The 18,630-nt window shown below is 38.6% G+C and carries 16 protein-coding genes and 1 riboswitch; of the genes, 3 read left to right on the top strand and 13 right to left on the bottom strand.

What is annotated here, in order from left to right; translation table 11 throughout:
• Positions 1–30: 30 nt before the first annotated feature.
• Genes dtd through ACFQO1_RS03610 form a run of 3 tightly spaced genes read right to left on the bottom strand, consistent with a single transcriptional unit; the run spans position 31 to position 2,571 of the window.
• Positions 31–483, bottom strand: a complete 453-nt coding sequence (gene dtd, locus ACFQO1_RS03620) for a D-aminoacyl-tRNA deacylase (RefSeq protein WP_380216609.1) — start codon at positions 481–483, stop codon at positions 31–33.
• Positions 480–1,430 (bottom strand): ribosome small subunit-dependent GTPase A, encoded by a 951-nt coding sequence (gene rsgA, locus ACFQO1_RS03615; protein WP_380216608.1) that lies wholly within the window; start codon positions 1,428–1,430, stop codon positions 480–482. Before rsgA ends, dtd begins: the two co-directional genes overlap by 4 nt.
• 58 nt (positions 1,431–1,488) lie before the next feature.
• Positions 1,489–2,571 carry a chorismate mutase gene (locus ACFQO1_RS03610; RefSeq protein WP_380216607.1) on the bottom strand — a complete coding sequence of 361 codons (1,083 nt, stop codon included), beginning with the start codon at positions 2,569–2,571 and terminating at the stop codon, positions 1,489–1,491.
• Between the two features lie 239 nt (positions 2,572–2,810).
• On the opposite strand from ACFQO1_RS03610, the gene gldA reads away from it, so the two are divergent.
• The gene (gldA, locus tag ACFQO1_RS03605; RefSeq protein ID WP_380216606.1) at positions 2,811–3,716 is read left to right on the top strand and encodes a gliding motility-associated ABC transporter ATP-binding subunit GldA; all 906 of its coding nucleotides are present in this window, start codon (positions 2,811–2,813) and stop codon (positions 3,714–3,716) included.
• Here the strand turns inward: gldA and ACFQO1_RS03600 are convergent.
• From ACFQO1_RS03600 to ACFQO1_RS03565, 8 genes are all read right to left on the bottom strand, one after another.
• Complete coding sequence (locus ACFQO1_RS03600) at positions 3,703–4,458, bottom strand: head GIN domain-containing protein (RefSeq protein ID WP_380216605.1); 756 nt, start codon at positions 4,456–4,458, stop codon at positions 3,703–3,705. The two genes, gldA and ACFQO1_RS03600, sit on opposite strands and share 14 nt — an antisense overlap.
• A complete protein-coding gene (locus ACFQO1_RS03595) occupies positions 4,455–5,579 on the bottom strand; it encodes an acyloxyacyl hydrolase (RefSeq protein WP_380216604.1) in 1,125 nt (374 codons plus the stop codon). The genes ACFQO1_RS03600 and ACFQO1_RS03595 overlap by 4 nt, the downstream gene beginning before the upstream one ends.
• A gap of 68 nt (positions 5,580–5,647) precedes the next feature.
• On the bottom strand, positions 5,648–6,604 hold the full coding sequence (gene metF / locus ACFQO1_RS03590) for a methylenetetrahydrofolate reductase [NAD(P)H] (RefSeq protein WP_380216603.1): 957 nt from the start codon (positions 6,602–6,604) through the stop codon (positions 5,648–5,650).
• Positions 6,605–6,749: 145 nt separating this feature from the next.
• A complete protein-coding gene (gene metH, locus ACFQO1_RS03585; RefSeq protein ID WP_380216602.1) occupies positions 6,750–9,449 on the bottom strand; it encodes a methionine synthase in 2,700 nt (899 codons plus the stop codon).
• A gap of 36 nt (positions 9,450–9,485) precedes the next feature.
• Positions 9,486–10,427, bottom strand: coding sequence for a pyridoxal-phosphate dependent enzyme (locus tag ACFQO1_RS03580; RefSeq protein ID WP_380216601.1), 942 nt, complete (start codon positions 10,425–10,427; stop codon positions 9,486–9,488).
• A complete protein-coding gene (locus ACFQO1_RS03575; RefSeq protein ID WP_380216600.1) occupies positions 10,424–11,440 on the bottom strand; it encodes a homocysteine S-methyltransferase family protein in 1,017 nt (338 codons plus the stop codon). The genes ACFQO1_RS03580 and ACFQO1_RS03575 overlap by 4 nt, the downstream gene beginning before the upstream one ends.
• 258 nt (positions 11,441–11,698) lie before the next feature.
• Positions 11,699–11,805: riboswitch (SAM riboswitch) on the bottom strand.
• 70 nt (positions 11,806–11,875) lie between these two features.
• Positions 11,876–12,286, bottom strand: coding sequence for an RrF2 family transcriptional regulator (locus ACFQO1_RS03570; RefSeq protein ID WP_380216599.1), 411 nt, complete (start codon positions 12,284–12,286; stop codon positions 11,876–11,878).
• Positions 12,287–12,310: 24 nt separating this feature from the next.
• Positions 12,311–12,739, bottom strand: a complete 429-nt coding sequence (locus tag ACFQO1_RS03565) for an OsmC family protein (RefSeq protein ID WP_380216598.1) — start codon at positions 12,737–12,739, stop codon at positions 12,311–12,313.
• 256 nt (positions 12,740–12,995) lie between these two features.
• Here ACFQO1_RS03565 and metK point away from each other — a divergent pair, with 256 nt between their 5' ends.
• A complete protein-coding gene (gene metK, locus ACFQO1_RS03560) occupies positions 12,996–14,249 on the top strand; it encodes a methionine adenosyltransferase (protein ID WP_380216597.1) in 1,254 nt (417 codons plus the stop codon).
• Between the two features lie 57 nt (positions 14,250–14,306).
• On the opposite strand, the gene ACFQO1_RS03555 is transcribed toward metK, so the two are convergent.
• A complete protein-coding gene (locus ACFQO1_RS03555; protein WP_380216596.1) occupies positions 14,307–15,857 on the bottom strand; it encodes a M20/M25/M40 family metallo-hydrolase in 1,551 nt (516 codons plus the stop codon).
• Positions 15,858–15,971: 114 nt separating this feature from the next.
• Here ACFQO1_RS03555 and ACFQO1_RS03550 point away from each other — a divergent pair, with 114 nt between their 5' ends.
• The gene (locus ACFQO1_RS03550) at positions 15,972–17,642 is read left to right on the top strand and encodes an amidase family protein (RefSeq protein WP_380216595.1); all 1,671 of its coding nucleotides are present in this window, start codon (positions 15,972–15,974) and stop codon (positions 17,640–17,642) included.
• On the opposite strand, the gene ACFQO1_RS03545 is transcribed toward ACFQO1_RS03550, so the two are convergent.
• A complete protein-coding gene (locus ACFQO1_RS03545) occupies positions 17,639–18,547 on the bottom strand; it encodes a DUF302 domain-containing protein (protein WP_380216594.1) in 909 nt (302 codons plus the stop codon). The genes ACFQO1_RS03550 and ACFQO1_RS03545 overlap by 4 nt on opposite strands.
• Positions 18,548–18,630 lie beyond the last annotated feature (83 nt).

Genomic DNA, 18,630 nt, shown 5'->3' with positions numbered 1-18,630 from the left:
GGACGAACAATATAAAAAAATCAGGATGCTTTATTCCTTTTTTTTTGAATTTATTACAATTGTTACAGGACCATCATTAATAAGGGAAACATCCATCATAGCCCCAAATTCTCCTGTCTGGACTCGTTTTCCGGTTTCCTGTTCCAGTTGTTTTACGAAAGCTTCATATAAGGGAATGGCTATTTCAGGTCGCGCTGCTTTGATAAATGAAGGCCTGTTCCCTTTTTTTGTGGAAGCGTGTAGGGTAAACTGACTCACAACCAGACAATCTCCATTTACATCCTGTATTGAGTTATTCATCGCATCCTTTTCATCTGCAAAGACACGAAGTCGTGCAATTTTTCCGGTTAGCCATTCAATGTCTTCTTCGGTATCTTCATGTTCGATGCCTAGGAGAATCAAAAAACCATGATCAATGGCTCCTATAATTTTATCTTCAACTGTAACTGAAGCTTTTTTAACTCGTTGTAATACTACTTTCATGAATTTGTGTGAATGTCTTTTCGATACTGTTCTTCTTCTCCTTCTAAAATTTGAAGGTAACTTTTATAACGAGACCAAGCAATCTCTTCATTTTCTAACGCCTCCTTCACAGCGCATTGTGGCTCTTCAATATGTAAACAGTTATTAAACTTACAGTGTCCTTTCAGTTTAAAGAATTCTGGGAAATAATCTCCTACTTCTTCTTTTTCCATTTCAACCAAACCGAATCCTCTAATCCCAGGAGTGTCAATAATTTGAGCGTCAAAAGAAAGGTCGAACATTTCGGCAAAAGTTGTGGTGTGCTGCCCCTGTAGATGTTGTTGTGAGATTTTAGAAGTTTTTAAATCCAATCCAGGTTCAAGCGCATTTACAAGCGTAGACTTTCCTACACCACTGTGACCCGAAAACATAGCCGTTTTTTCGGTCATTAACTGTTTTACCTTCTCTAAATTCTTACCTGTTTCAGCCGAAATTCCAATACAGGTATACCCTATGTTTCGATACAAAGCTGCAAGAAATTTGATTTCCAATAATTCGTCTTCAGAATAGGTATCTACTTTGTTAAAAAGTAATATGGCTTCTATTTCATACGCTTCCGCAGTCACTAAAAAACGGTCAATAAATGCGGTAAACGTGGGCGGATTATTAAGTGTGACTAGCAAAAAAGCAAGATCTACATTCGCGGCAATGATATGAGTCTGTTTGGAGAGGTTTACAGATTTTCTAATAATATAGTTTTCACGTTCCTCAATACTTGAAATAATTCCAACAGTTTCATCTCCCTTTGTTTCTATTTCAAAACCTACTTTATCTCCTACTGCTACAGGATTGGTACTTTTAATTTCGCCTAACCGAAACCTTCCCTTTAGCCTGCATTCATAAAAAGTTCCGTTTTCTGCTTTCACAGTATACCAGCTTCCCGTAGATTTATAAACAGTTCCTTTCATTCACTACAAAGTTCTGAAAATTAATGCAAAAGACACCCTATTTAATTGTTTTTGAAAATTATCCATTGATAATCTTTTTTTGATGATTAATTGATTCTTGGTGAATCGCTTTATAAATCTTCAACATAAATTCTTCACTTAGGTTATGTAACTCTCCATCCTGTATCATTCTACCTAAGATTTCATTCCATCGCTTGTTTTGAAGAATTGCTACATTGTTTTCTTTCTTTATAACGCCAATCTCATCGGCAATTTTCATACGCTTACCCATCAATTCTACAATTTTATCATCTACCACATCAATCTGTGTGCGCAACGTATTCAGCATGTTTTTAAATTCCATAGCCTCTGTATCTTTTTTTCTAATACGAAGATCTACAGTCATCTGGTCCAATCTAGCTGGTGTTATTTGTTGTGCAGCATCACTCCATGCATTGTCTGGATCGTAATGAGTTTCAACCATTAAACCATCATAGTTTAGATCTAGTGCAGTTTGACAAAGATCGAAAATGATATCTCTGCGTCCTGCGATGTGCGACGGATCTAAAATAAGGGGCAGATCAGGAAATTTATTTTTTAAATCTATAGGAATTTGCCACTCCGGATTATTACGGTATTTAGTTTTTTCATAAGTAGAAAACCCTCTATGAATGACCCCTAAGTTTTTTACATCTGCTGTATAAAAGCGCTCGACAGCTCCCAGCCATAAAGCAAGATCTGGATTTACAGGATTTTTAATCAGTACAGTTTTGTCTGTGCCTTTTAACGCATCTGCAATTTCTTGAACGATAAAAGGAGATACGGTGGTACGTGCACCAACCCATAAAATATCAATATCATGCTGTAATGCTAGATCTACATGATTTGCATTAGCAACTTCGGTCGTGGTCAATAAACCTGTTTCCTCTTTAGCTTTTTGCAACCACTTTAAACCCAAAGCACCTACCCCTTCAAAATTACCCGGGCGTGTTCTTGGTTTCCAAATTCCAGCACGAAGTACTGTCGTATCTGTATCCTTTAACTGATGTGCAATTTTTAAAACCTGCTCTTCTGTTTCTGCACTGCAAGGTCCGGCAATTACTAAGGGATGATCAAGTCCAAAAGCGTCTAACCAACTTCTTAATTCTTTTTTATTCTCCATAACTATAGTTCAATAAAAAAGAGTCCCATACGAGACTCTTTTAAAATATGTAGCATACAATAATCTCGTCTAGCAACAGTTTTTAGTATGTTGCCACCCTATTTGAGAATGTGTATTTAGCTTCTTGATTTTCATTGGTGCTAAAGTAGGTAATAAAATAAGACTCTAAAAATCTTTCAGCTAAAATTCTATAATAGTTGCCTATAAAATTATGTAGTTTTGTGATACCTTAAAATTCTATGAGTATACTAGTTCAAAATATTACCAAACAATACGGGACACAAACTGCGTTGGACTCAGTTTCATTTTCGATAAAAAAAGGAGAAATTGTTGGATTTTTAGGCCCTAATGGCGCTGGAAAGTCCACCATGATGAAAATTTTGACTACCTATATTAATGCTTCGGAAGGGAATGCTATGGTCAATAATTTTTCGGTGACAACTGATGCGCTTTCAGTAAAAAAATCTGTAGGCTATCTTCCTGAAAATAATCCATTGTACCTTGATATGTATGTTCGAGAATATCTCGCATTTAACTCTGGAGTCTATAACTCAGAAAAATCTGCCATTGAAGAGGTGATTGTTCAAACGGGATTAACTCCTGAAGCTCATAAAAAAATAGGGGAACTTTCAAAAGGGTACAGACAGCGTGTAGGACTAGCGAATGCATTATTGCATAATCCAGATGTTTTAATTCTAGACGAGCCCACCACAGGTCTCGATCCTAATCAGTTAATTGAAATTAGAGCGCTTATTAAAAGTGTAGGAAAACAAAAAGGAAAGACCGTGTTGCTTTCTACACACATTATGCAGGAAGTTGAAGCTATTTGCGATCGTGTCATTATCATTAATAAAGGGAAGATAGTTCTTGACAAGCAAATGAGCGAGTTAAAAGATTCTAAACAACAAATCGTTGAAGTTGAATTTGACTACCGTGTAGAAGAAGTAGCCTTGGAGCAATTACCCAATGTTTTGAAGGTAGAAAATACCGTGGGATTTGTCTATCACATTTATTTTACTACCGCAGAAGATATGCGAAGCTCGGTGTTTGATTTTGCTCATGATAGCGGCTTAAAGATTCTTCAGCTACACCAAAAAAATACAACTCTTGAAAAGGTATTCATCGAGTTAACTACTCAAAAATAAGTCGGCCCTGATTGACCTCTTCTACTTCTACAATAGGAGGTCGGTTTTTAGAAATTACATCCCCTAGACTTACAATACGACCTCGTAAAGATTGTTGCGGATTTACAATCATTTTATTGGTACTTCGGTGGAAAAATGTTAGGCTCTGTATTTCAAGCTCACCGGCTTCGATACGAATATCACTATCTGCAGCATTAAAATTTCCACTGTTAGCTCTTCCTTTCAGAAAAAAATTAGAAAGCCCATTCGAACGAATCTGAATGATATTTACATCAAGTTCATCCATAATAAAATCCCCGTCGGAATGCAATTCATCGAGTAATTCTGGATCTTCTGAAACCAGCACCAATTTATCAAATCGTAAGGTACCAAGATCTTCTACTGCAAGTCCAGAACTATTCTGAATTCTATTTATATCTGGGGCAGTAACAAAAACCTTAGTAATCCCATATTCTCTCACATAGTTGCAGCTGTTTCTATTGCTTACTTTTAAAATACTGTCTTCTACCCTTACTATAATTTCATTAAGTAAGTTTTCTCCTGTTTCTACGATTACTGAAGGTGTATCACCTTGAGAAACATATAATTTTACACGATTAAAAACCAAAATTTTATTAAATGGATCTAGATCTTCAAATGATTCCTGTATGATATCCCCTGAAGCTTGAAAACAATCGGGTGCGTTTTCAGAATCACATCCAAAAAATAAGATCAGAATTACTATGTAAATTAAATTTTTCATTCTATAACTTTAAAACGGTACCCAATTCCAAATTCCACTGCTTCGGCTTTTGCATAATGCGCTTTAACAGTTACTGATGCAAAAAACCTGTCATCAAAAAAGTAGCGTTTCAACCCAAGCCTATTGTAAATACGGTTTTCAAACTCATAGGGCCAATAGGTGTAATACCCTACCTGTGATACGAAAGCTACTCTATTAAAGCGAAGTTCGTGCCCTATAAAAACCCCTACTCTTCTATAATCTATATCTTTTTTCAATCCATCTTCGGGAAATGCTTTGCGTCTAAATTTAATCAATTCTATCAAAAACTGAGAAAAATAGACATCTACCCCAAACTGAAAGGTGCTTTTGTAATTAATCCGTTTGTCTGCAAAAACTGAAAGAGTATAAAAAGGGTATTGTCCTAAACCATTGACATCCGCCTCATTGACACCACTCATAAAAGCTACGTTAATTTTATACGGCTCAGCGTAATTTGAACTTCTCCAGCCTCCTGTCGAAATTCTGGTAGGGAAATTTTCTGCATCAAATTGATAGCTGGTTCCTACATTAAAAAAGAATGTATTGGTGCTGTTATTAGGTGCTTTAAAATTAGCATTACTGTAGTGAATGACTCCTGCTCCCAGATTGACACCAAAGCCCTTGAACAGATTTTCTTTTACTAAATTGAAACGCAAATACGTGGAACTTAAAAGATCGCTTCCGTAGGCATTGTTCTTAAAATTCGTTTCAGGATCATAAGGATTGGTAGTATAGGCAATCCCTTGCCCCACCGTAATACTAAAATGCCTTTGAAAATAATACCAGGTAAAGTGGCCATACAAAGAGTAATTCTCGCCAAGAATTGGATTAACCATATCCTGATAGGCAAAAGTAAATCCCCAGTCGGGATAACGATAGCGAGCTTCCCACTCATTAAAACCGTAGGTTTTTCTATTATAAGCTAGTATAAAACCACGCGGCAGTTCTGTAATAAGATGAGCAATATCTGGATTGTGTTCTAATATGGATCCCGTAAAATAATTGGCTTCCAGCGAAAAGGGCTTCACCTCTTTTTGCTGGCCGAACATGCTAATACCAAAAGTTCCTAAGAATATTAAAAATAAGAATTGCTTCATCATAATTTAAGAAGCGTAAATATACACGAAACCACCTATATACAACCTTCTTTTTTTACCGAAAAATTTATCTAAAACACCTCCGAAGCTATCGCCTTGATATTACTGCTTTTACCCATAGAGTAATAATGAATAAAGGGGGCTCCCGCAGCTACCAATTCTTTGCTTTGCTGGATACTCCATTCAATGCCCACTTCTCGAACCTGACTATTATCTTTACATTTGAGCACCTCTTTTATTAAAGCTTCGGGCAAATCCACATGAAAACGATGGGGTACAACATTGAGATGTTTGTGGATAGAAATTGGTTTTATTCCTGGTATAATTGGAATGGTGATCCCTTCATTTCTACATTTCTCGACAAACTTGAAATATTTCTCATTATCAAAAAACATCTGAGTAACAATATACTGAGCTCCGTTTGAAATCTTCTTTTTCAAAAAATGAATGTCACTTTCTATATTAGGGGATTCCATATGTTTTTCGGGATAGGCCGCTACCCCAATACAAAAATTGGTTGGAGTCGAATTTTGTAATTCTTTATCCAGATACCTTCCTTTATTAAGGTCATTGATTTGAGAAACTAAATCACAGGCATAACTGTGTCCTTTTTTTTCAGGCTTAAAATAGGTTTCACTTTTAACAGCATCACCCCGAAGTGCCATCACATTATCAATTTCCAAAAATCCAATATCAATTAAAAAATCTTCGGTTTCTTCTTTTGTAAATCCGCCACATAAGATATGAGGTACCGCATCCACATCATACTTGTTTTGTATCGCAGCACAAATCCCCACTGTTCCAGGGCGTTTTCGTACAACCCGTTTTTCAAGCAACCCATTAGGCATCTCATTGTACACATATTCTTCTCTGTGATATGTGACGTTGATATAAGGTGGTTTAAATTCCATCAACGGATCAATATTTTTAAATATCGAATGGATATTCTCCCCTTTTAAAGGAGGTAGAATTTCAAACGAGAATTGTGTTTTTCCTTTTCCGTTTTGTATATGCTCTGTTACTTTCATAGTACTTCCCCACAAAGGCGGGGATCTCATTTAATTATTCTAATTTTTATGGCATTACCAGGCCACTCATTTCATTCGGTCTAGATCGGGCTTTCGCTGCTACAAGCCTGTCTTGACTTTGGCAGACAGGCATGTTCCTAACGCACTAATCGGCAATGTTTGGTTGCAACCACTTGGTTGCTTTTTCAATCGTAATTCCTTTGCGTTGGGCAAAATCGGTTACCTGATCCTCCTTAATTTTTCCTAACCCAAAATACCGCGCTTCCGGATTACCAAAATAATATCCCGAAACCGAAGCAGCCGGCCACATGGCTAGACTTTCAGTAAGTGCTACTCCTATACTTTCTTTTACGTTTAACACTTCCCAGATCGTTTCTTTTTCCAGATGGTCTGGACAGGCTGGATATCCGGGTGCAGGTCGAATTCCTTTGTATTGTTCTTTAATCAATTCGTCATTCGATAACCTTTCAGAAATTGCATAGCCCCAATCCTCCTTACGTACTTTTTGATGCAGGTATTCTGCAAACGCTTCCGCCAGACGATCTGCCAATGCCTTTACCATAATCGAATTATAATCATCATTGTCGGCTCTAAACGCTGCCGCCAACTCATCGGCTCCAAATCCTGTAGTCACACAAAAACAACCTATATAATCTTGTATTCCAGTGTCTTTAGGCGCAATAAAATCAGATAAGGCTATATTAGGTTTCCCAGAAGCTTTTTTAGATTGTTGGCGTAACGTTCTAAATATCTTTGTTTCCGGTTTAAAATTCTCAGGTTGAACTATTGCTATATCATCGTCCTGTATTGTGTTGGCTTCAAATAAACCAAAAACAGCTTTTGCTTGTAGTAAATTTTCAGAATTAATCCGTTCTAATAAGTGCTGTGCATCTTTAAAAAGTTCGGTTGCCTGAGCGCCTACTACTTCATCTTTTAAAATATCAGGATACCTTCCATGTAACTCCCAACTTCTAAAGAACGGAGTCCAATCAATATAAGAGCGTAACAGCTCGAGGTCAAAATTAGATATTACCTGAACTCCAAGTTTTTTCGGTTTGATAATTTCAGTATGTTTCCAGTCAATAGCAAACTTATTATTTCTGGCAGCTTCAATAGAAATGTATTCTTTGATTTTTTGCCGTTTCAGAAAATTCCTTCGGAAGGATTCATACTCCAATTTCAATTCCTTTTTAAATGCAAAAGAGCGCTCTTTTTGAAGCAAATCACCCACCACCGTCACAGCTCTTGACGCATCTAATACATGCACCACAGCATGTTGGTATTCGGGGTCGATCTTTACTGCTGTATGTGCCTTGCTGGTTGTGGCTCCCCCAATTAACAAGGGCACCTTAAAATCTTGCCGCTCCATCTCTTTTGCTAAAAACACCATCTCATCTAGTGAAGGGGTAATTAAACCGCTTAACCCGATCACATCCACCTGATGCTTTTTTGCCTCGGCAATGATGTTTTCGGGTGGTACCATGACGCCCAGATCAATGATTTCATAATTATTACAAGCTAATACTACCGACACAATATTTTTACCAATATCATGTACATCGCCTTTTACGGTAGCCATTAACACTTTACCTGCATTGCTTTTTTCATCCTCAACAGGATTTTTTAATTTTTCTTCTTCAATATACGGAAGCAGATATGCCACCGCTTTTTTCATCACTCTGGCCGATTTTACCACTTGCGGTAAAAACATTTTTCCGCTCCCAAACAAATCGCCCACGACGTTCATTCCAATCATGAGATGCCCTTCAATTACTTCAATAGGCTTTGATACACTTTGACGAGCAGCTTCAATATCTTCAATAATATACTGGTCAATCCCTTTTACCAAAGCTCTTGTAATTCTGCTTTGTAAGTTTTCCTCTCTCCATGATAGATCAATGGCACTTTCCTTTAAAGTACCCTTTACAGTTTCAGCAAAATCTAGTAATCGCTCCGTGGCATCTTCCCGCCGATCTAACATCACATCTTCGACATGATCTAATAGGTCTTTTGGAATATCATCATAGACTTCAAGCATGGTAGGATTTACAATTCCTATATTCATTCCCGCCTGAATGGCGTGGTATAAAAACACAGAATGCATGGCTTCTCGAACGGTATTATTTCCGCGGAAACTAAACGACACATTACTCACCCCGCCACTCACACTGCAATGCGGCAAATTTTCTCGTACCCATCGTGTCGCTTCTATAAAATCCACCGCATTTTTACGATGCTCATCCATGCCAGTTGCTACAGGAAAGATATTAAGATCAAAAATAATATCTTCGGGAGGTAAGTTCACTTGCTGCACTAAAATATCATACGATCGCTTTGCAATTTCAATTCTACGCTCGTAATTATCTGCTTGACCCGTTTCATCAAATGCCATGATAATCACTGCAGCACCATACCTTCTGATCAATGTTGCCTGCTGAATAAACTGCGCTTCGCCTTCTTTTAAACTAATAGAATTCACCACACATTTTCCCTGCACCACCTGAAGTCCAGCTTCGATAATCTCCCATTTTGAACTATCAATCATAATTGGAACTCGCGCAATATCGGGTTCTGCCATTACAAGATGTAGAAACTTTACCATTGCCTCCTTGCCGTCTATGAGTCCATCATCCATATTGATATCGATGATCTGGGCGCCATTCTCCACTTGGTCACGAGCGACAGACAATGCTTCTTCAAAGTTTCGTTCTTTGATCAAACGTAAAAACTTTTTTGAGCCTGCTACATTCGTACGTTCCCCCACGTTGATGAAATTGCTTTCTGGCGTAATGACTAACGGTTCGAGACCACTTAGTTTTAGGTATTTTTTTGATTCTTTATCCATATAAAACCCTTCGAAAAGTTCAGGGTGACACTTTAATTAAAACGGAAGCTTTTTCACATCCACGTTTCCTCCAGAGAGGATTATCCCTATTTTTTTATGCTTAAATTTTTGTTTTTCTTTCAAAACAGCTGCAAACGGTACTGCACAAGACGGTTCGATAATAATTTTCATTCGTTCCCAGATAAGTCGCATAGCGGCTATGATCTCTTCTTCCTCTACGCGTATAATTTCTGAAACCAATTCTTTAATAATGGGAAAATTAATAGCTCCAAGATTAGTTCGCAACCCGTCGGCAACGGTATTTGTGGTTTCGTTAATTTCAATTTTCCCAGATTGAAGGGAACGGTAAGCATCATCCACTGCAAAAGGTTCCCCACCAACGACCTTACAGTTGTTCCCAATATAATGAGCAGCTAACGCTGTTCCGGCTACTAATCCGCCCCCACCTACGGGAGTTAGAATAATTTCTATCTCTGGATGGCTATGTAGTAATTCATATGCAGCAGTCGAATTACCCAATATCACCTCTTTATTGTTAGAGGGATGCAAAAAAGTAGCGCCTGTTTCCTTTTCAATGGTTGCGGCGGCTGCTTCTCTTGCTGCTAATGTTGGTTCAGAAATTGTAATCAAGCCTCCGTATCCTTTGACCGCTTCCTGTTTTACCGAAGGAGCGTTGGAAGGCATGACAATATGAGCTTTCACTCCCACTTTCTGTGCTGCTAAGGAAACTGCCTGTGCAAAATTTCCCGAAGAATGTGTGACCACTCCAGCTTCTTTTTGTGCTTCGGAAAGTTGTAAAATGGCATTGATGGCACCCCGCATTTTAAACGCACCCATTTTCTGAAAGTTCTCACATTTAAAATATACCTCGGTTCCTGAAAGAGAATTTAAATAAGACGATTTTAATACTGGCGTATTATGGACGTAGGGTTGTACGCGGTAATACGCATCTATTACTTCTTTTCGGCTTGGAATCATATCGAAACTACTTTTAATTGCGGGATTTCACGTGGCTGATATTCTTTTATCAATGCTGAAATCGCTTTAATATGTTCGGGAGTGGTGCCGCAGCAACCTCCAATAATATTGACTAGTTTTTTATCTAGATACTCTTTAATTTGTGCAGCCATCTGATTTGCCGATTCATCATATTCGCCAAAGGCATTGGGCAATCCTGCATTTGGGTAAGCCGAAATTGCCATTGAGGCACGGTTGGCTATTACTTCCAAATGAGGAGTTAATTGTTTTGCTCCCAACGCGCAATTAAACCCTACACTTAGCAGGTCAACATGCGAAATTGAAATTAAAAACGCCTCGGCTGTTTGACCAGATAAGGTCCTACCTGAAGCATCTGTAATAGTTCCGCTAACCATGACCGGAATATCAATATTTCGTTCGTCTTTAACTTCTTCAATGGCAAACAGGGCCGCTTTTGCATTTAAGGTATCAAAGACCGTTTCTACTAATAAAATATCAACTCCGCCATCAATCAAAGCTTCTACCTGTTGTTTGTAGGCAATACGTAATTGATCGAAAGAAATAGCTCTAAAACCAGGGTCATTAACATCGGGCGACATACTTGCCGTCTTGTTGGTAGGTCCTATCGCACCTGCAACAAATCGCGGCTTATGAGGTTCCTTTTTTGTGAATTCGGTCGCCACCTCTTTGGCAATTTTAGCACTTTCAAAATTGAGTTCATAGACCAGGTCTTCCATTTTATAATCTGCCATTGCTATGGTCGTACTGGAAAAGGTATTGGTTTCTACAATATCTGCTCCGGCTTCAAAATATTTTTTATGGACTTCGGCGATGGCGTTTGGTTGGGTTAACGAAAGCAGGTCATTGTTTCCTTTTACAGAAAGCGGATGGGTTGCAAAACGATCTCCTCTAAAGTCTTCTTCAGAAAAATGATAGCGTTGTAGCATGGTCCCCATAGCGCCGTCAAGTACGAGGATGCGATGTCGCAATGCGTCGTAAAGTTTATTTCTCATATTGTGCCGTACAAACGGGTATCTTTTAAAATTAAACAAATAGCTACAGGAAACACTTTTGGGGTGCCCTTATAGCTTAGTTCTAAAGCCTGCGATAGGGATAGCAGCGGCATCCTTTTTATTTGTGTTTAAAAAACAATCCCTTAGACACGCTCAGGGTGACAAATAAAAAGATACAGCGAATAGCCCGGTCCAGACATTTGTCTGGGATCGCTAAAAAAATAAGTATCAAGAAAAGGGAAAGGTTACACTTTTGGGTTGTTATCTATTTCGGTAAAAACCGAATAGAATGTAGCACCTTCTTTCTGGCGAAAGGGTTGCTAAGGCTTCATAGGGTCTAATCCCTCCGCCTTTCTTGATAACTATCATTATATGCATGAACTGACGCAAAGTAATAGGATAAATTTGACTTTGACAAAAAGAATGGTGAAAATTTTAGCTAATTAAATCGGCTAGTGTTGTTTTGTCAAAAATTTCCAGTGTTTTATCACGAGCCTGTATCATGAGTTTATGGACGCTGCAAGCTTTTTCATCTGGGCAATCGTCACAAGGTTTATAAAAGTTAAGACTTACACAAGGCACCATCGCGATAGGACCTTCAAGGATACGATATACTTCCGAAATATTAATAAATTGGGGGGTTCTCATTAAGGAATAGCCTCCGCCTTTTCCTTTTTTCGATTCCAACAGTTTCGCGTTTTTTAAAGTCAATAAAATACTTTCTAAAAATTTCTGGGGAATATGTTCAGAGGTTGCAATGACGGCAATGCTAACGGGTGCATTGGTCTCTCTTCTTGCCAAAAAAGTAAGTGCTTTAATTCCGTATTTCGTTTTTCTGGAGAGCATGAACTTCGGATTAACTTATATAAATTAAGATTGAGGTAGGTGTATTCCGTTTACTATGATTTCATGGGTAATTGCCACCGAAGGCGCTAACGTTAATGAAACAGAACAATATTTATCGAAACTAAGCGCAGCAGCCCGAATTGCTTTTTCGGGAGTGATTTGACCCTCCAAATAAATAATGACGTGCATTGCAGTAAACACCTTGGCTTCCTTTTCTACGTGACGTTCTCCTGTAACTTCCACATCGTAAGCAGTAATTTCTTGGCGTTGCTTTTTTAAAATAGAGATTACATCGATGGCACTGCAACCTCCTACTCCCATTAGCAGTAGTTCCATAGGACTGGCTCCTTTTGGGTTCTCTTCGGAAGAATTATCGATATAAACTGGGGTGTCATTTTTCCCACTAGCTTCCAACAGGAAATTTTCATTGATTCGTTTGAGTTTCACTTTCATGGGCAAGTATTTTGGTTTTAAATTTACAAATTATAAACAACTCAAAATTTTAATTAATTAGAATATTTTTAATTTTAAATTAATCTGTACATTTGCATCGTTAAAGAGGATAGATTTGACTGATTGCAACCTCTTCCAGCATGGGAACCTATAAAAACTCCCAATTGCGTTGGGAATAAAATGCTAAAGGCAGTGTAAACTCCCTTCGACGCTACCGTCAAATCTACCCGTATTTATTAATTTATTAAACCCATTTATGGCGTATTTATTTACTTCAGAAAGTGTTTCTGAAGGGCACCCAGACAAAGTAGCAGATCAAATTAGTGATGCTTTATTAGATAATTTTTTAGCTTTTGACCCAGAGTCAAAAGTAGCTTGTGAAACTTTAGTAACTACAGGACAAGTAGTACTTGCAGGAGAAGTTAAAAGTGATACCTATCTTGATGTTCAAACCATCGCACGAACTGTAATTAACAATATTGGATATACCAAAGGAGCTTACCAGTTTAGTGGTGATTCCTGTGGTGTTATTTCACTTATACACGAACAATCTCAAGATATTAATCAGGGGGTTGACAGAGCCAGTAAAGAAGAACAGGGTGCAGGAGATCAAGGGATGATGTTTGGGTATGCCACAAAAGAAACTGAAAATTATATGCCCCTAGCATTGGACATCTCTCATAGGATTTTAATTGAACTTGCCGCTTTGCGAAGAGAAGGAAAAGAAATTCCTTATCTGAGACCCGACTCCAAAAGTCAGGTAACCATTGAATACAGTGATGATAATGTACCTCAAAAAATTGTGGCTATTGTTGTTTCTACACAGCATGACGATTTTGATGCAGACGAAGTAATGTTAGCTAAAATCAAGAAAGACATTATTGAGATTTTAATTCCGAGAGTGAAGGCTCAATTCCCTCAACACGTTCAGGATTTATTTAATGATGCAATTACCTATCATATCAATCCGACAGGGAAATTTGTCATTGGAGGACCACATGGGGATTCCGGATTAACAGGTAGAAAAATAATTGTAGATACCTACGGTGGTAAAGGAGCACATGGTGGTGGAGCCTTTAGCGGAAAAGACCCGAGCAAAGTAGATAGAAGTGCGGCCTATGCCTCAAGACATATTGCAAAGAACCTTGTTGCTGCCGGAGTTGCAGACGAGGTATTGGTACAAGTATCCTATGCGATTGGTGTTGTAGAACCCACCTCTATTTTTGTTAATACTTATGGAACCTCACATGTCGATCTCACCGATGGAGCCATTGCAACAAAAGTAGCTACCATCTTTGACATGCGACCAGCTGCCATTGAAAGCAGGTTAAAGCTTCGCAATCCGATCTACCTGGAGACAGCTGCCTACGGACATATGGGACGTACGCCTCAAATAGTGACAAAGAAATTTGAAAGTCCGTATAATGGAACGATCGAAAAGGAAGTTGAACTTTTTACTTGGGAGAAACTGGATCATGTAGATGCTGTTAAAAAAGCGTTTAGCTTATAAAACAACTTAGTTTAATAAAAAAAAGCCAGGCAATGCCTGGCTTTTTTTATTTTAAAATTACATTCCTCCTTTGCGTTCAGGAGATCTTGGCGAAGGCCATTCTCTTGGTTCTCCGGTTCTTCTGTCTAATGGCATTTTTATTTTCTCTCCTGAAGCTCTTTCAGGATCTTCACTAGCCATATATGTTAGCACTGCCGTTAATATGGCATTATTTCGAACGTCATCAAAAATAATCTTATCATAAGTATCTCTATTGGTATGCCATGTATAATCCCAGTACGACCAGTTCAATGAGCTTAAACTGAATGCAGGAACGCCCACTGCCTGAAAACTTGCATAATCTGAACCCCCTCTTGCGGGTGTGCCAGGGAATGAAGTTTCAATATGATCTGAAATCTTTTCTGGCACTGCATTCAGCCAGCGACCTAGATAATCGTACGATTGTAGAAATCCGCCCCCTGAAAGTCGAACCACTCTTCCTGTTCCATTATCTTGATTAAACACCGCTTGTATATTCGGAATCATTTCGGGGTGATCTTCTACATAGGCACGTGAACCATTGAGTCCCTGCTCTTCACTTCCCCATAATCCAACAATAATCGTACGTTTTGGGTTTGGATAGGCCTTTTTAAGTAAGCGTGCTGCTTCCATCATCACTAAAGCACCTGTTCCATTATCGGTAGCGCCTGTTCCTCCATCCCATGAGTCAAAATGAGCAGAAAGCACTATATATTCTTCAGGCTTTTCGGTTCCTTTAATTTCTGCTAGGGTATTAAAAGTAGGTACCATTCCCAGATCTTTTGATTCTGCTACCACTTTTATTTGAGGGTTTTGCCCACTTTCAGCAAGACGGTATACCATTCCGTAGTCTTCCAGTTCAAGGTCAACTGTGGGTATTTTTTCGGTTCTGGCACTAAATATTTTATTTACACCAAAGCCTCTCGACCAGTTGGAAGCCACAATTCCCGCAGCACCAGCTTTTTCTAATTCAGCAATAATGGTCCTGCTATTATAGCCTGTGCGTTCTAAATTAGCACGCCATTCTTCAGTTTGTGCATCACGTTCTTCTTTCATTTTAGTGAAGGATTCTTCCGTAGCAAACTCTTCCCAATTATAATCTGGCCGACCTGTAGGTTGGTTCATAGAGATCAATACGAACTTACCTTTGACATTCGGTACCCATTTCGTAAAATCTGCTGCATCTTTAAAAGTAGGCATAGTAATGACTCCTGCCGTTACACCTTTTGAGCCTGTACTGGGATTCCAGGCAAGTTGTGTTCCTTTCAAACTTTGCACCCTTGGCGAAATCATATCAATATGGGTAATACCACGTTCCCATCCTCTCCACTCTCCATAATTTTCGATTTTGGCATCTATGCCCCATGATTCAAATTTTTCTACCGCCCAATCTGCTGCATTTTTCATTTGTGGAGTTCCTACCAATCTGGGCCCTACCTGGTCCATTAACTGGTGCGCCAAAGGTTCTAGTTGCGAATTTTCATTCGCTTCTTTTACTATGGCTTCGACCACAGCGTCTGTTGATTGTGAAATAGTGATGGCTGGAAATAATAAGAGTACAGCCAAAAGGGTTTTAAAGGGATGTTTCATTTCTGAAAGGATTTAAGTTGATTAATCCTTAAAATTACAACACTTTTCTTCAATTAGCTGAAAATTCTCAGAAACTAAAGGAACTTTTTTTACATTTATAAAAAATATCCTACCATGAAACCAACTCTCTATTCACTTTTTGCCATGCTAATTATCTGCTTCTCTTTTATTTCTTGTCAGGAAAAGCCTGAAACTCCTCGAGAAGTTCCTACGCTGTGGATGGCTTATGATGAAACCTCAGAAGTAAAAGAAAATGACAGCATTGAGAATAGAAGATTACGCTACAAACTATTGCAATCTAAGTTTACAGATCGTAATGCCATATTTTCGGAGTTGTACTGGGAAGTAACCGATTTTCCGCAGGAGCGCTATGATGAAATAGCTCCCTTGATTCTTGAAAAGGATATCCCCAGCATTCAGCAAGCCATAGCTGCTAATAAGTTCACCTATGAGGAGCTTACTTTATTTTATCTGAAACGTATTTACACCTATGAGCTAGACCCTAAAACGAGCCTTTATACCATTATGGCTTTAAACCCAGATGTTCTGGAAGAAGCACGTTTAAAAGACACCAACAAAGCAACCAAAAATCATGAAATTTATGGGATGCCCATTTTATTAAAAGATAATATTAGTACTTCCAATATGAAGACCACTGCTGGAGCGATGGCACTGCAGGAAAATGCTCCTACTAAAGATGCTTTTATTGTATCTCAGTTAAAGAAAAATGGCGCCCTCATCCTTGGAAAGGTAAATCTAAGTGAATGGGCTTATTACTTCTGTAATCGGTGCCCTTTGGGATATAGTGCCGTAGGAGGACAAACTTTAAATCCCTACGGAAGAAAACAATTTGAAACTGGTGGTAGTAGTGCAGGAAGTGGCACATCTGTGGCAGCTAACTATGCCGTTGCTGCTGTTGGAACTGAAACGGCGGGTTCTATTATTTCGCCAACCAGTCAGAATTCCTTGGTAGGCTTAAAACCAACCGTTGGTGTGTTAAGTCGAAGTGGAATCATTCCTATTTCTCACACGCTGGATACCTCTGGTCCTATGACCAAGAATACCATAGACACTGCCATTCTTCTAGATGCAATGGCAGGACTGGATCCTACGGATTCTGCTTCAAAAGAGAAAAGTGAAAACTATATTGCTTCGGTAAAAGAAGGCACTCTAAAAGGGAAGCGTTTAGGGGTAATGAATGGTCTGCTGGAAGATTCGATCTATTCGGCAACCATTAAAAGATTGGAAGATGAGGGAGCCGTTATTGTAACATACGATGCGCCAGAGATTGCGTTAGAAGGATTTGGCACTTTGCTGGATGTAGAAATGCTGGAAGATTTGCCGTTATACTTAGAAGAATATGCTTCAGAAACTGTTTCAGTAAAAAGCATACAGGATGTGATGGCATTCAACCAAAAAGACAGTCTTGGCTATATGCCTTACAATCAGGGAATTTTTGATGAAATTGTGGCAGATTCAACCTCTACAGAAGACTTTCAGCAATTAAGAGCTACCTTATTAAAAAATGGTGCACAATTTTTTGATGAGCCTATGCAAGCACACGATCTTGATGCAATACTGTCAATCAATAACTACCATTCTGGCTATGCAGCTGTAGGGTTACGCCCTTGCCTTGCGCTACCTATGGGGTATAAGGAAAATGGCGAGCCCATTGCATTGACGTTTATTGGGCTTCCGTTTAGTGAATTAGAGTTACTAAAAATGGGATACGCTTATGAAAAAGCGAATCCCATTCGTAAAATTCCGGAATTATTTAAAAATTAGTTGGAAGCATCAACAGCTAATCCAGCCAAGGCACTGCTAATTGTTGCAATGACTTCTGTATTTCCAGAAACTCCGTGTCTCTGGGCTAAATATTCTGGATCATTATAGGAAATATTAACGGTACCATCTGCTTCTTGCCATACCAACATTTTTTGTGGCAAGTCTAATGCTGTTGTTTGGGCACTTTGCATTAAAGGGGTTCCTAAGTTTGCGTTTCCGAAGATAATCACACGTGTAGGATTTAATGATAAGCCTACAGACTGTGCATTTGCTTGATGATCCAGTTCTGCTACAATTGACAGATCTGGATTGTCTGAAATCGAATTGCGTAGGTTGTTGTACGTGTCTAAAAAGTTATTCTGACTCACAATAGTGATTGTTCCCTGTCTAAACGTAACGTTGCTATTATTTTCTGAAACAGTAGCACTGGTAGCTCCCGCCACAATAGTAGAGAGTGCAGTATTCACTTGTTGTAGCGTTGGAGCGTTTCCAACATTGTATCGAGCAGACAAATACGAAGTACTGTTATATCCCGCAAAAACATTATTATCTCGATCTGTATATACTAATATCTTTTGAGGCAAATCCAAACCAGCTAACTGATTTGCTTGCATGATAGGAGTTCCCAAGGTAGGATTTCCGAAATAGATAACTCTGGTATCCCTTAAATCTTCTCCTACCGCAGAAGCATTTGTCCTATGGTTTACTTCGGCTACAATGGAGATACTTGAGTTGGATTGTAAGGTCGTACGAATGTTGTTATAGGTTGTCGAAAAATTATTTTCACTGACAGCAAATGCCAATCCTGCGGTTGTAGGTTCGTTGATGTTTTGACCGCCATCATCGTCGTTTCCGCCACAAGAGATAAATAGTACTGATAAGATTAGGAATGCAAGTTTTTTCATTTTTAGCTAGATTTTTAGATTATGCACCAATGATATCCAAAATTATAATAGGAATATCACATTTTAGTACCCTTTAACAGGGA

Source organism: Jejudonia soesokkakensis, from assembly GCF_042664795.1.
GTDB classification, from domain to species: Bacteria; Bacteroidota; Bacteroidia; order Flavobacteriales; family Flavobacteriaceae; genus Jejudonia; species Jejudonia soesokkakensis.
Note: the sequence above shows the minus strand (reverse complement) of the source record. Positions and strands in the feature narration are given on the sequence as shown.